Origin of the sequence: Halarsenatibacter silvermanii, from assembly GCF_900103135.1 — a bacterium.
In the GTDB taxonomy this organism is placed as follows: Bacteria; Bacillota; Halanaerobiia; order Halanaerobiales; family Halarsenatibacteraceae; genus Halarsenatibacter; species Halarsenatibacter silvermanii.
On record NZ_FNGO01000023.1, the window covers coordinates 23,854 to 37,954 of the forward strand.

At 49.3% G+C, this 14,101-nt stretch carries 10 protein-coding genes; all 10 read right to left on the reverse strand.

Annotated features, from left to right (window positions below; all coding sequences use genetic code 11):
* Positions 1 to 10 precede the first annotated feature (10 nt).
* The 10 genes from rapZ to cysE all read right to left on the reverse strand — a co-directional run bounded on the left by rapZ (position 11) and on the right by cysE (position 13,903).
* Positions 11 to 862, reverse strand: coding sequence for an RNase adapter RapZ (gene rapZ, locus BLT15_RS10615; protein ID WP_089761536.1), 852 nt, complete (start codon positions 860 to 862; stop codon positions 11 to 13).
* A 39-nt stretch (positions 863 to 901) separates the two neighbouring features.
* Positions 902 to 1,870: a squalene/phytoene synthase family protein gene (locus BLT15_RS10620; RefSeq protein WP_089761538.1), complete on the reverse strand. Its 969-nt coding sequence runs from the start codon at positions 1,868 to 1,870 to the stop codon at positions 902 to 904.
* A 209-nt stretch (positions 1,871 to 2,079) separates the two neighbouring features.
* Positions 2,080 to 3,060: an ROK family protein gene (locus tag BLT15_RS10625; protein ID WP_089761540.1), complete on the reverse strand. Its 981-nt coding sequence runs from the start codon at positions 3,058 to 3,060 to the stop codon at positions 2,080 to 2,082.
* 16 nt (positions 3,061 to 3,076) lie between these two features.
* A complete protein-coding gene (locus BLT15_RS10630; RefSeq protein ID WP_089761542.1) occupies positions 3,077 to 3,769 on the reverse strand; it encodes a hypothetical protein in 693 nt (230 codons plus the stop codon).
* Between the two features lie 51 nt (positions 3,770 to 3,820).
* Positions 3,821 to 4,642: an HAD family hydrolase gene (locus BLT15_RS10635; protein WP_089761544.1), complete on the reverse strand. Its 822-nt coding sequence runs from the start codon at positions 4,640 to 4,642 to the stop codon at positions 3,821 to 3,823.
* Positions 4,643 to 4,775: 133 nt separating this feature from the next.
* Positions 4,776 to 6,002, reverse strand: coding sequence for a serine hydroxymethyltransferase (locus tag BLT15_RS10640; protein WP_089761546.1), 1,227 nt, complete (start codon positions 6,000 to 6,002; stop codon positions 4,776 to 4,778).
* A gap of 147 nt (positions 6,003 to 6,149) precedes the next feature.
* Complete coding sequence (uvrC, locus tag BLT15_RS10645; protein WP_089761548.1) at positions 6,150 to 7,991, reverse strand: excinuclease ABC subunit UvrC; 1,842 nt, start codon at positions 7,989 to 7,991, stop codon at positions 6,150 to 6,152.
* Positions 7,992 to 8,003: 12 nt separating this feature from the next.
* On the reverse strand, positions 8,004 to 10,850 hold the full coding sequence (gene uvrA, locus BLT15_RS10650; RefSeq protein ID WP_089761551.1) for an excinuclease ABC subunit UvrA: 2,847 nt from the start codon (positions 10,848 to 10,850) through the stop codon (positions 8,004 to 8,006).
* A 102-nt stretch (positions 10,851 to 10,952) separates the two neighbouring features.
* Positions 10,953 to 12,974, reverse strand: coding sequence for an excinuclease ABC subunit UvrB (gene uvrB / locus BLT15_RS10655; protein WP_089761557.1), 2,022 nt, complete (start codon positions 12,972 to 12,974; stop codon positions 10,953 to 10,955).
* Between the two features lie 275 nt (positions 12,975 to 13,249).
* Positions 13,250 to 13,903, reverse strand: a complete 654-nt coding sequence (gene cysE, locus BLT15_RS10660; RefSeq protein WP_089761553.1) for a serine O-acetyltransferase — start codon at positions 13,901 to 13,903, stop codon at positions 13,250 to 13,252.
* Positions 13,904 to 14,101 lie beyond the last annotated feature (198 nt).

Below are 14,101 nucleotides of genomic sequence, written 5' to 3' on the forward strand. Positions count from 1 at the left end.
TTTTAAGAATTTATTTATCGATATCCCGATGCTGAACGCTGACCCTGTACCCCTGACTCGTCAAATAATTTTCCAGCCTGAGGACAGAAGCGACAGAGCGATGATGACCGCCTGTACAGCCGATAGCTATCATCAAATGACTCTTACCCTCCCGCCTGTATTCGGGCAGAAGAAATTTGAGAAAACTGAAAAGTCTGTCGTAAAACTTCTCCGCCTTGGGCCATTTAAAGATGTACTTCTGAACTTCCCTTTCCCTGCCGGTTTTTTCGCGCAGAGAGTCAACATAATAGGGATTGGGCAAAAATCTCACGTCGAAGACCAGATCAGCATCCATCGGCGCACCGTGCTTGAAGCCGAAGGAGGTCAGGGAAATAGATAGGTCTAAAGAATCATCCCGGGCGGATGAATAAAGCCGGTTGAGCTCCTGATTAAACTCCTGCACAGAAAATCTGGAAGTGTCAAGAACTTTGCTGGCCCGCCCTTTGAGCTCTTCCAGCAGTGATCTTTCCTTTTTTATGGCTTCCAGCAGCCTGCCCTCTTCGTCCAGGGGGTGTTTCCGGCGCGTCTCCTTAAAACGGCTGACCAGAGTCTCATTGGAAGCATTCAGGAAAAATATCTCGTAATAAAGCTCTCTCTCATCCAGCGAGTTGAGCGAGGATGAGAGCACATCGAAAAACTCCCTGCCCCTGATATCACTAACCACAGCCAGCCGATTGTAATTCGACTGCAGACACAGATCGGCAAAAGGTTCTATCAGGGCCGGCGGCAAATTGTCGACACAATAATAACCTTTATCTTCAAAAAAGTCCAGAGCCAGCGACTTACCGGCACCTGACATGCCTGTAATAATTATCAGCTTCATACACTGCACTTCCTTCCTGTCAAATTCCTCGGTGCTTTTTCAAACGTGCTCCCGGGCAAGCCTGCCCATAAACTTTTCCGGAAATTTTTTTATCATATAGGTTTTCCAGCGCGGAACCTTTACCGGTTCATCGGAGGTAAAAACATCGCTGTTTTTATGGAGGTGCTCGAGAGTGGCCAATCCCATGGCATTATTGACCGAATAAAATTTTCTATAACCCGGCAGATCATCAGGAATAGCCTCCAGATATTCAAGCAGAGTAGGAATATGGCTGCGGGCGCTTTTGATCATCTTAGCGAGAGCAGATAGCGCCTGAGAGCGATGTCGGCTGCTGAGCAGTTCCTCCTCCGTCAGGCAGAGCTCTTCCAGAGGCCAAAAGACCCTATCCCGACCGGTTATATCCGCTCTGATATCCCGGGCGATATTAACTTTCTGCAGAAAAATACCGGCTTCGGAATAGTTTTCTTCCAGCACGTTTCTTCCTCCGCTTTTTTTTCCGGCGAAATAAAGAACGATATCGGTGAGAAAACCGCCGACAGTTCCGGCCACATAATAGCAGTAATCATCCAGATCTTCAAAACTGGTTACCGATTCCTGCAGATATATCTGCATTCCCCGGTTCATCTCCTCCAGCCAGGGATAAGAAATTTCTCGCAGATCAGCCGGCAGAGATCGGTAGGCTTTCCAGAGGCGATCACAGTTTCTGACCAGCCGGCCTAGAGATTCATCTTCAAATCGGAAAGACCATCCCTGAATGCGGTCAATAAGTCCGGCGGGGTCGCTGCGGCCGGGATCGAATAATTCCACGACGGAATCCATCATCTCCGTTCTGGTATCCATGTCTATATCCGGCAGCTCATCCTCGAAGCTGTCGAGCAGTCGATCCTGCAGATAGATTATGGTAACAGGATCCTGCAGCTCATCATCGAGCATCGGTATTGTAAGAGCAAAACTTCGCGATACTTCCTCGAGCATCTCCCGGCAAAACTTTATGTCTTCCTCTTCCACGATCTCTCCTCCCCGTCATATTCTCACTGCTTATTATTTAATATATAAAACCAGGTTAATTTAGAAGTTTTTTTAGGCCAGCCGCCGCCCCAAGCACATACACGAGATATCTGCCGGGACGATAATCGGATCTTTTTGTCTGCAGTTGATAAATAGATGCGTTAAAAAATTGCGCGGTCTACCACCATCGAAGATTCTTCCAGCTGTTCTTACGCCCGGGCTGTTTTAGCGGCGGCTATCGCCCCATAAACTCCGGTCCTATCGCCCAGCTCAGCTTCGACCAGATCACAGATTTCCCGGGCTGAAGGCAGAGCATGATCGGCTGCGCTGTTCGTCATCTCCTTCCAGAATAGATCACGGGCCTTCATAACCCCGCCTCCAAATATAATCATATCGGGATTGAATAAAGTTATCAAGCTGGCCACTCCAATGCCCAGATAATAACCCATCTCCCTGTAAATCATTCTGACGGCTTGATCTCCTCTGCGGGCAGCTTCAGCTATGATATGACCGGGTATCTCCTGATCTTCCGGATCTATTTCATTTTCAGCCAGTAATTTCTCTAACTCCGGAGTTCTGCCGTTTAAAGTCATTCTTCTGGCCTCCCTGGCCACAGCGGTTCCGGAAGCCATCGCTTCCAGACAGCCGCGGTGCTGACCCAGCCCGCAGGTGGGCCCTCCCTGTTTTACGATCATGTGACCTATCTCACCGGCTCCATCATCTGCGCCGTGAAAGATCTCATCATCGATGATAATTCCGCCGCCGATACCCGTGCTGACAGTAATATAAATCTGATCGCCGCCGTCCCTGCCGGCCCCGAAATTTTTTTCTCCCAGAGCAGCAGCGTTAGCATCATTTTCGAGATGCACGGGCAGGCCGAGCTTTTCTTCGAGCTTATCCACAAGCGGAAAATCTACAAAGGGAAGGTTGGGGGTCTCATGAATTATACCTCTCCGGGTGTCGAGCGGCCCGGGGCTGCCCACTCCCATGGCTGAAAGCTCATCCTTCCCGACTTCAGCATCTTCCAGCGCAGCTTCCAGGCTGAGACAGATATTTTCCACGATCCGCTCTTCTCCTCTTTCCACTTCAGTGTCCCGGCGACAGCTGCCCATAATGCTCCCCTTCTCATTCGCTACAACAGTTAAAATTTTGGTTCCACCCAGATCCACTCCGGCTAAAATTTCATTCATAGTCCGAATTTCCCTCCTACATCTCGATCTTAAGTTCTTCTTTTACATAAGGATCCAGCAGCTTGCGGGTGCCGCTGATGATCAAAAGAGAGGTGAGACTGAAGAACAGAACAGGAAGTCCGGGAGTGAGTATGAACAGACCGGCGGTAAGGACCAGCTGAATCAAAAGCCAGATAGCCGAATGGATCAGATTATCCAGCGGAATCAGAAGAGAGTACTTTGCCCTGGTCAAAAAATCCATCTCCTCTCTCACCACAGATAGCCCCCAGAAAAGCATCTGACTCAGGGTAAAATAGAGGAGGAAATAGACCACCAGCGCGGTCAGGGCTAGCATCACAAAACTCTCCCCGGAACGGGCCAGATAAAAATTGGCGGCTATGAGGAGAACCGCGTAAACAGCACCGGCAAAGGCCATATTGATTATGCCTTTGATAAAAACCGGGGGAAGATAGGTAAAAAACTGACGCAGCTTGACCGGTTCCCGGCAGTATTTTTTGTCGATGACAGTCAGACCTGAGATGGTGAATGGGCCTATAAGCAGCAGAGGTATGAGCAGAGGAAAGGTAATTCCCTGCGGTCGAAAGGCGTTGAGAGCCAGAAACATTATCGGAGCGGAGAACGCAAACCATATTAGACTTATTATGATATTGAAAAAAAGCGACTCATAAAATTTTTTAAAAGCATCCTTAGTTATATTCCAAAAAGTCAATTCCAGACCTCCCAGCTGTCTGCATACATTTCAGTATTCAAAACTTTCTGTTCAGGCTTCTTGTTCCTCATCCGAACTTCCAAAAAGCGACTGCAGGGCTCGGGCCACTCCCGCCTCTTCGTTGCTGGCTGTAATTTTATCAGCGGAGTTTTTAATCCCGGCCGGGGCGTTTTCAACGGCAATGCCCATTCCGGCCCAGTCAATCATGCCCAGATCGTTAAAACCGTTGCCCATCGCCACCACTTCCTCCGGTTCGAAATCCATATGATTGCCCAGATATTTGAGAGCTTCAGATTTGTCGACCGAACTATTGATAACTTCTATAAAATGAGACTTGGAGGTCGTTATATTTAAACGGCAGCTGTAAAGATCTCTCAATCTGGCAATATAATGCTCCTGGCGCCGCCGGTCCTCCTCCAGAATAAGCATTTTAGTCGGAGGAGAGTCCATAACTTCGGCCAGAGGCCTGTGGACGGGCTCTCCCACAATTCCTGATGTGCGTTCATAGCCGGCGGTTTGTTCATTTCTCCGCCGAAAATATAACGAATCCTTATTATAGATACACAGCTCCAGTCCATGCTCATGGCAGAAATTCATAATCTCCCTGGCCAGGGGTAAAGCAACCGGTTTATGATAAAGCTCCCGGCCATCTCCATCCAGAATGAAAGCTCCATTGTGGCAGATAATCGGACTATCGATTTTGAGTTCTCTCTGGAAAGGCAGAGCAGTACAGTATGCCCGGCCGGTGGCGATCATAAACTCTATTCCCTCATCCTTAAATTTCTTGATGGTCCGGGCGGCCCGGGGTTCTATAGTTTGATCATCTCTGAGCAGGGTATCATCGAGATCCAGAACTACAAGCTTAAATTCCATTTTTCAATCCTCCTCTTATATAATTCCCTTTCCAGAGAGATATTCCTGCCGCAAAATATAAAGCACCCCGGAAGGGGTGCCTGACACAAAGTTAATCCATCCTCAAAATACAACCTCAATTCCCGGACTCATGTTATTTAAACTCAGATGTGAGCTCCAGAACTTCCTCCCTGATCTCCTGAAGATCGCCATCGTTTTTATAACTTTTAAGGGTTTCATAAATCAGACGGGCTATCTCCTTCATATCATCCTCTTTCATACCGCGGGTGGTTACCGCCGGGGTACCCAGACGTATGCCGCTGGTCACCTTTGGACTTCTCTCCTCGTAAGGTATGGTATTTTTATTTACCGTGATCAATACTTTATCCAGGGCGGTTTCTGCATCCTTACCGGTGATTCCCATATTGGTCAGATCGACGAGCAGCAGATGATTGTCGGTGCCGCCGGAAACAAGCCGCATTCCGTACTCCTGCAGCTCCTCTCCCAGCGTGCGGGCGTTTTTGATTATCTGCTCCTGATACTCCTCGAATTCCTCGGTGAGAGCTTCTTTAAAGCCCACTGCCTTGGCAGCAATTATATGCATGAGAGGTCCTCCCTGAATTCCGGGAAAGACAGCCTTATCGATATCATCGGCGTGTTCTTCGGAGCAGAGTATCATACCTCCCCTGGTGCTGCGCAGGGTTTTATGGGTGGTTGTGGTTACAAAGTCCGCCTCTCCTACCGGATTGGGATGAAGTCCTGCCGCAACCAGACCGGCTATATGGGCCATATCGACCATCAGATAGGCATCCACTTCGTCGGCTATTTCGCGAAATTTCTTGAAGTTGATTATCCTGGGATAGGCGCTGGCACCGGCGATTATCAGTTCCGGATCATATTCTTCGGCCAGCCGGGAAACCTGATCAAAATCGATTATCTCCTGTTCTTTATCGACGCCATAATGGACAACATCGTAATAATCTCCGGAAATATTGACAGGGCTGCCGTGGGTTAAATGACCGCCGTGGGACAAATCCATTGCCAGCACGGTATCGCCGGGAGATAAAGCGGAAAAGAACACAGCCTGATTGGCCTGAGATCCGGAATGAGGCTGGACATTGGCGTGTTCTGCATCGAATAATTCTTTAGCGCGCTCACGGGCCAGATCTTCGACTTTATCGACAACCTCGCAGCCTCCATAATAGCGATTGTCGGGATATCCCTCGGCATACTTGTTGGTCAGGCAGGATCCCGCCGCTTCCATGACAGCATCGCTGACAAAATTCTCAGAGGCTATCAATTCGATGTTATTATCCTGTCTATCCTGTTCTTCTTCAATGTGCTGTTTTATCTCCGGGTCGATTTCAGAAAGATTTTTCATAAAGCTGGTCCCCCTCCTGTTTATTTATGGTCCTGTTAAAATTTATTCAATAAAGCCCCTGCTTATCCTGCCTCTATCACTTAATAATTTAAATAAAATTTAATTTATCTCTGCATATGACTGCACACTGACCAAAATGCCGCCGGATTAAACCTGACGGGTGTGCTCCTGAAGATATTCGTAAACTCTTGCGGCAAGCTCGTCGCTTATCCCCTCCACCTCCTGCAGATCCTCGGGGGTGGCATTTCTGATCTGGCCCAGCGAACCAAAATGCTGGAGAAGTTTTTTTCTTCTGGCCGGTCCTATACCTCTGATCTGATCCAGCATGCTCTCGGTGAGCCGGCGCGATCGGAGTTTGCGGTGATAGTTGACGGCAAAGCGATGGGCCTCGTTGCGTACCCTCTGCAGAAGCTGCAGGCCGGGTGAATTTCCGGGGAGCTTCAGCGGTGATTCTTCCGCGGAAATGTATATTTCCTCATCCTGTTTGGCCAGAGAAACGATGTTTAAATTCTGAAGTCCCAGTTTCTCCAGGACTTCGACCGCTGCATTGAGCTGACCTCTGCCGCCATCGATCAAAATCAAATCCGGCAGTTTGCGTTCCTCCTCGAGAAGGCGGGAATATCTTCTCTCGATAACCTCCTGCATCATGGCATAATCATCCTGACCGGAAACTGATTTTATTCTGAAGCGCCTGTACATCTCTTTGCTGGGGTTCCCCCCTTTAAAAACCACCAGCGAGGCCACCGAATCGCTGGTTTTCAGATTGGAGACATCAAATCCTTCTATATGAAAGGGTTTTCTCTCGAGTTTCAATTCCTCCTGAAGCTGCTGCAGCTCCCGGGCAGATTTTTCCTCCTGATAACGCCTCTTGATGGCATTTTTCTTGAGGTTCTGCCGGGCATTTTCTTCGGCCATCTCTACCAGCCTGCTCTTCTCGCCCCGACGTGGCATCTTCAATTCCACTCTGCCACCTTCGCGGCGCTTTTTTAAAGATTTTTCCAGCATCTCAACTTTCTCGGGAAGGCTTGAGAGCAGTATCTGCGGGGGAATATCGCTGGAACCGGCATAAAATCGGGGCAGAAAGGAGGCGGCAATTTCCCCCGGGTCCTCTCCGACCACACCTCTCAGCATAACATAATCCTGCCCCACCAGGCTGCCGTTGCGGATAAAGAGCAGCTGGGCGCAGGCCATATCGGCCTCTTCCTCCCGGACCAGTCCGATAACATCCAGGTTATGACTGCTGCCGGAGGCTACCTTCTGCTGGCGGGTCAGCTTCTTTAATGCCTGCAGCCCGTCGCGAAAGTCAGCAGCCCGCTCGAAATTCCTGTCTGCGGCTGCTTTCTGCATCCTATCCTCTACCTGACCAAGGAGATCATCCTGATAACCGGCCAGAAAACGGCAGATATTTTCAATTTGAGCTCGATACCGGGAGCGGCCAATTTTTCCCTGACAGGGAGCTCTGCACTTATCTATGTGGTAATTGAGACAGGGACCGTTCCTCTCCGCAGCAGCGTCGAGCTCGCCGCTGCAGCGCCGCAGTTTGAACAGATCCTTGACGGTATTCATAACTCTGTAAACCGCTCCCACGTCGGCATAGGGACCGTAATAGCGGGCACCATCTTCCCTGACCATCCGGGATTTCAATATTCTCGGATAATCCTCCTGGACCGTCACCTTTATATAGGGATAAGTTTTATCATCTTTCAGCTGGATGTTGTATTTGGGACCGTATTTTTTGATGAGGTTGGCCTCGAGAATATAAGCTTCTACCTCATTTTCGGTGATGAGATAATCAAAATCGTCAGCTTCTTGCTGGATCAATCTGGATTTGTAGCGCCGACCGCTGCTGTTAAAATATGAGCGCAGGCGGCTTTTGAGCGATTTGGCCTTGCCGACATATATGACCTCGCCGGAGCGGTCCTCGAACATATAGACCCCCGGCCTCTCAGGCAGGCTCTGCAGCTGTGATTTCATGCCAGCGGTCGTCATAATCTTTCACCTCTATATAGCTTCTGATTTTCTCATTCCCGGCAGCTTTTTTCTCAGATAACTGCCAGTATATGATTCTCTGACTTCAGCCACTTCCTCCGGGGAGCCGGCAGCCACGATCTCGCCCCCGTCATAACCTCCCTCGGGACCTAAATCGATGATATGATCGGCCGACTTTATGACATCGAGATTGTGCTCGATAACTATAACGGTATTGCCGCCTTCACGCAGCCTGCGCAGGACCGATAGCAGCTTCTCCACATCGTTAAAGTGCAGGCCGGTGGTCGGCTCGTCGAGCATATAAAGAGTGTCACCGGTGCTGCGCTTGCCCAGTTCGCGGGAAATTTTAACTCTCTGGGCCTCTCCTCCCGAAAGAGTCGTGGCCGGCTGGCCGAGTTTAATATAGCCCAGTCCCACATCCTTAAGAGTCTGCAGCCTTCGCTTTACCGGCGAGATGTTCTCAAAAAAATCCAGCGCCTCGGCCACGTTCATATCGAGCACATCAGCGATATTCTTGCCCCGATAGTTAACCTCCAGTGTCTCGCGGTTATACCTTTTTCCCTCGCATACCTCACAGGGAACATGTACATCAGGCAAAAAGTGCATTTCGATCTCCTTTACCCCATTACCTCCGCAGGCCTCACAGCGTCCGCCTTTGACGTTGAAGCTAAAACGCCCCTTATCATAACCGCGGCGGCGCGCCTCGGGCGTGTCGGCAAAAAGCTTCCTGATGTAATCAAATACCTTTGTGTAAGTTGCGGTGTTGGAGCGGGGCGTCCGTCCGATAGGTGATTGATCTATATTGACTATTTTGTCGATATTCTCCAGACCTTCGATATCATCATGCTCACCGGGCATGCTGGTCGAATCATGGAATTCCTTCATTAGCTGTCTCTTCAAAATGTAGTTTATGAGGGTGCTCTTGCCGGAACCGGAGACGCCGCTTATACAGGTGAAGGTTCCCAGCGGTATTTCAACGTCTATATCCTTGAGGTTGTGCTGTCTGGCTCCTTTGATGACCAGGGAATTACCTGTCCCCTCCTCCCGATAATCGGGCACTGAGATCTTTTTTTCGCCCCGGAGATAACTGCCGGTCAGCGAATCATCACAGCTTTTAACCTCCTCGAGAGTTCCGTTAATCACAACCTCTCCTCCCGATTTGCCGGCGCCGGGGCCCAGATCTATAATTCTATCGGCCGCTCTGATCATCTCCTCATCGTGCTCGACCACTATTACTGTATTGCCCAGATCTCTTATCTTCTCCAGGGTGTTGAGCAGCCTGTCCTTGTCGCGCTGATGCAGGCCTATACTGGGTTCATCGAGAATATACATAACTCCCACCAGCCCCGAACCGATCTGGGTGGCCAGGCGGATGCGCTGGGCCTCGCCTCCGGAAAGGGTGGCAGCGCTGCGCTCAAGGGTCAGGTAACCGAGGCCAACATCGCGCATAAAGCTCAGGCGGCTGCGGATCTCCTTCAAAATCTCTTCTCCGATGTGAAGTTCCCGCTCGCTCAGATCATTTTCCGCGTCCTCCAGAAATTCCAGCGCTTCGAAGATCGTGAGAGAGGTGAATTCAGCAATCGAAATCCCGCCGAAGGTAACTGCCAGCACCACCGGCTTCAATCTCTGTCCGCCGCATTCCTGACAGGGGCGCTCGCTCATGAACTTCTCCAGGCGCCTGTGTGAGCCGGGTGAGTCGGAGCGGTCGGCCCTCTCTTTGAGATAGCCTATAACTCCTTTAAACTTCGTATTGTGCTCCCGGGTTTTCCCATATCTGTTGGTATAGGGAAAGCTGAGCTCACGTTCCGAACCGTGGATCAATATATCGACTATCTCATCGGGGAGTTCGCCTATAGGAGTTTCCAGAGAAAATCCATATTCTTCGCTCAAAGCTTCCAGCAGCTGGGGATAATAGCGGCTGCGGGAGCTGGCCCAGGGAACGATGCCGCCTTCACTTATGGATTTCTCCTCATCTATGAGCAGATCTGGATCGAATTCCTTCTTTATTCCTATACCCTCGCAGTTCTCGCAGGCACCGTAGGGGCTGTTGAAGGAGAACATGCGGGGGGAGAGCTCCTCCAGGCTTATATCGCAGTCAGGACAGGAAAATTCCTCGCTGTAGGAGCGAATTTCTCCGCTCTCAACATAATCAACCATGACCAGTCCCTCACCGTAATCGAGGGCGGTCTCGATCGAATCTGAAAGACGCTCCCGCATATCATCCTTGATAATCAGCCTGTCCACGATTATTTCTATCTCGTGCTTTTTATTCTCCTCGAGTTCTATTTCCTCCTCTAAAAGCCTGGTTTCACCGTCAACTCTGGCGCGGATAAAACCATCCCTGCGAGCCCGGGCGAAGACCTTTTCGTGACGGCCCTTGCGTCCTCTGACCACCGGGGCCAGGACCTGCAGTTTGGTCCCCCCGGGATTTTCCATAACCTGATCCACAATCTCATCGACCGTCTGAGAGGTTATCTGCTGTCCGCACTGAGGACAGTGAGGAGTGCCCAGACGGGCGTAAAGCAGACGCAGGTAGTCGTATATTTCGGTAACCGTCCCCACCGTTGAGCGGGGATTCTGGCTGCTGTTTTTCTGATCTATCGATATAGCCGGAGATAGACCTTCAATATAATCAACCCTGGGTTTATCCATCTGTCCCAAAAATTGCCGGGCATAGGAGGATAAAGACTCCACATAACGGCGTTGACCTTCAGCGTAAAGAGTATCGAAGGCCAGAGAGGATTTGCCGGATCCGCTCAATCCGGTTATCACCACCAGTTCGTTGCGAGGAATTTCGACATCTATCTCTTTTAAATTGTTTTCGGCAGCTCCCTTTATAAAAATGCTGTCTTTGGCCATTGTTTCACCTCAAAATATTTATATTTGCGGTTCTTCTCCGAAAAAGCTGGTTAAATTTCCGTTTATAATAAGTTTATGATAAAAAGATCGATATTTGCAGGACTATCTTCTCTCCAGCTCAGCTTCGAGTTTCTCTATCTCATCTCTGAGCTGGGCGGCGATTTCAAATTCCAGATTATCGGCGGCGGATTCCATCTCATCTTCTAGATCCAGAATGCGGTTATTTATTTCATTCCGGGAGAGATTTTCGAGATCGACTCCCCCATCTTCACCGCTCTCGCTGTCGGATCTGGTTTCCCGTTCAGCAGTACCGTCCTGAACCATCTCTATGGGCCGCAGAACATCTCTAACCTCTTTTTTAATCGAGCGCGGTTCTACATCATTCTCTTCGATAAATCGCTGCTGTTTTCTTCGCCTCCGCTCGGTCTCATCTATAGCTCCCCGCATCGAATCGGTAATCTCGTCGGCGTACATGACGACCCTACCGCGGCGGTTTCTGGCAGCCCGGCCGATGGTCTGAATTAAAGCCCTTTCTGAACGCAGATATCCTTCTTTATCGGCATCCAGTATGGCCACCAGCTCTACCTCGGGAATATCGAGCCCTTCCCGCAGCAGGTTGATCCCCACCAGCACATCGAATTCTCCCAGTCGCAGATCGCGAATTATCTCCGACCTTTCGATCGTATCTATATCGGAATGAAGATAACGCACTCTCACTCCCGCTTCGCCGAGATACTGAGTCAAATCTTCAGCCATGTTTTTGGTGAGGGTGGTTATCAGCACCCGATTATTCTGCTCCTCGACGACCTTTCTGATCTCCTCCAGCAGATCATCTATTTGATTATCGCTGGGCCGCACCTCGACCTCGGGATCAACAAGGTAGGTGGGACGTATAATCTGTTCGACTATCTGTTCGCTGTGATCCCTCTCATAGGGCCCGGGGGTGGCGGATACAAAGACAGCCTGATTGAGACTTTCCTCGAATTCCTCAAAATTCAAAGGCCGGTTGTCAAGGGCAGAAGGAAGACGAAAGCCGTACTCGACCAGCTTTTCCTTGCGGGATCTATCTCCGGCAAACATGCCGCCTATCTGGGGCACCGTCTTATGTGATTCATCGATCATCATGACAAAATCCTCGGGAAAATAATCCAGCAGGGTATTGGGCGGAGCTCCCGGCTTTCTACCTTGCAGATGCCGGGAATAGTTCTCTATCCCCGAGCAAAAACCCATCTCTTCAAGCATCTCCAGATCGTGTTTTGTCCGCTGCTCCAGCCGCTGAGCTTCGACCAGCTTATTTTGATCTCTGAGTTTTTCCAGCCTTTCCATCAGCTCCTCCCGAATGGATTTTAAGGCTCTTTCTATTTTGGCTTCAGGAGTGACAAAGTGGCTGGCCGGATAGACGGTAAATTCGTCGTGTTCTTTCTTTATTTCGCCGGTCACCCGATCTATCTCGGTCAATCGCTCGATCTCATCGCCGAAAAGTTCAACTCTTAAAGCTATGTCTCGATAGGCCGGGAATATTTCCAGCACGTCTCCCCGCACTCTAAAATGACCGCGAGAGCGGTCCACATCGTTGCGGCTGTACTGCAAAAGAGTGAGTTCTCTGACGATATCATCCCGGGATTTCATAGCTCCTCTCTGAAGCTGGCAGGACATATCATGATAGTCCTCGGGAGAACCAAGTCCATATATACAGGAAACGCTGGCCACAATCAGCACATCTCTGCGTTCGAACAGCGAGCTGGTAGCCGAAAGCCTGAGCTTTTCCACGTCTTCATTTATAGAAGTATCCTTCTCGATATAGGTGTCTGTGGCCGGAACATAAGCCTCCGGCTGATAATAATCGTAGTAACTAACAAAATACTCAACAGCATTCTCAGGGAAGTACTCCTTGAATTCGCTGGTCAGCTGAGCAGCCAGCGTTTTATTATGAGCAATAACGAGGGTTGGCCGATTTATTTCCGCTATCACTGAAGCCATAGTATAAGTTTTGCCGGTGCCGGTGGCACCAAGAAGAGTCTGTTTTTCGCAGCCGGACTCCAGCCCGGAGACCAGCTTTTCGATGGCCTGCTGCTGATCTCCCCGGGGTTCATAGGGGGCTTTTAAATTAAATTCCGGACTCATATAAAATACTTCACCTCCCGGCAGCAGAGATTCAGGTCTACCCTTTACATTATACAACATTTTCAGCTCAAAAAAAAACCTCCCCGAAGGGGGGGAGGATAGGGCAGGAGTTATAAGGTTAGGGGTTGGGGGGAAATCATGGACAAATATATCATGGACAAACTTTCAGTAATGATTATCAATTCATCTTAGATGCATTATAATATAATAGATATACTTTGTCAAGTTTTGATCAGCATAAATTTCTGTTATTAAAGCGAACTATCCGCAATTTCTCAGGAGGCTCTCTTGCTCTGATCCTTTTCGATCTGTTCTTTCAGCTCCTGAACTTCTTTTTCCAGATCTCTGATTCTTTCCTGCACAGGATCGGGCATATCCCCATGCTCGAGATCCCTTTCTGCATGAATTCTGCGGCCATCTCTTTTCACTATTCTGCCGGGCACGCCCACGACTGTAGAGTTAGCCGGAACATCTTCCAGCACGACAGCTCCGGCGCCGATCTTTACGTTTTTTTCGATCTCAATCGACCCGAGAATATTAGCTCCCGCCCCCACGACAACATTATCGCCCAGGGTGGGATGACGTTTTCCCTGTTCATTGCCCGTTCCGCCCAGGGTAACACCCTGAAACAGGGTGACATTTTCACCGAGTTCGGCAGTTTCTCCTATGACTATACCCATTCCGTGATCTATAAAGAAGCCTCTGCTTATTCTTGCTCCAGGATGAATTTCGATACCGGTGAAGAACCTGACCAGCTGTGAAATTAATCGGGGCAGCGTCCTCAAACCCAGATTATAGAGTTTATGATTAAAACGGTGAACCAGTATGGCATGAAATCCTGCATATGAGAGCAGCGCTTCCAGAAAATTATTTACGGCGGGGTCGCGATCGAATATCGCTCTGTAATCAGCAGCTATCTTTTTAAACATCGGAAAAACCCCTTTAAAGGTTGAAATTAAAATCAGGAATTAAAGTATACTATCTTTATCTACATTGTATCATCTCTGTCTCAAAATGCAAACGGGAGCTGCTTGTTTGAGTTAATTAGTTGTGGGTAGTACAATATTCATACTAAATCTGATCAAGGGAAAGAAATATAAATTGAGGTCTCACACACTTAAATATGC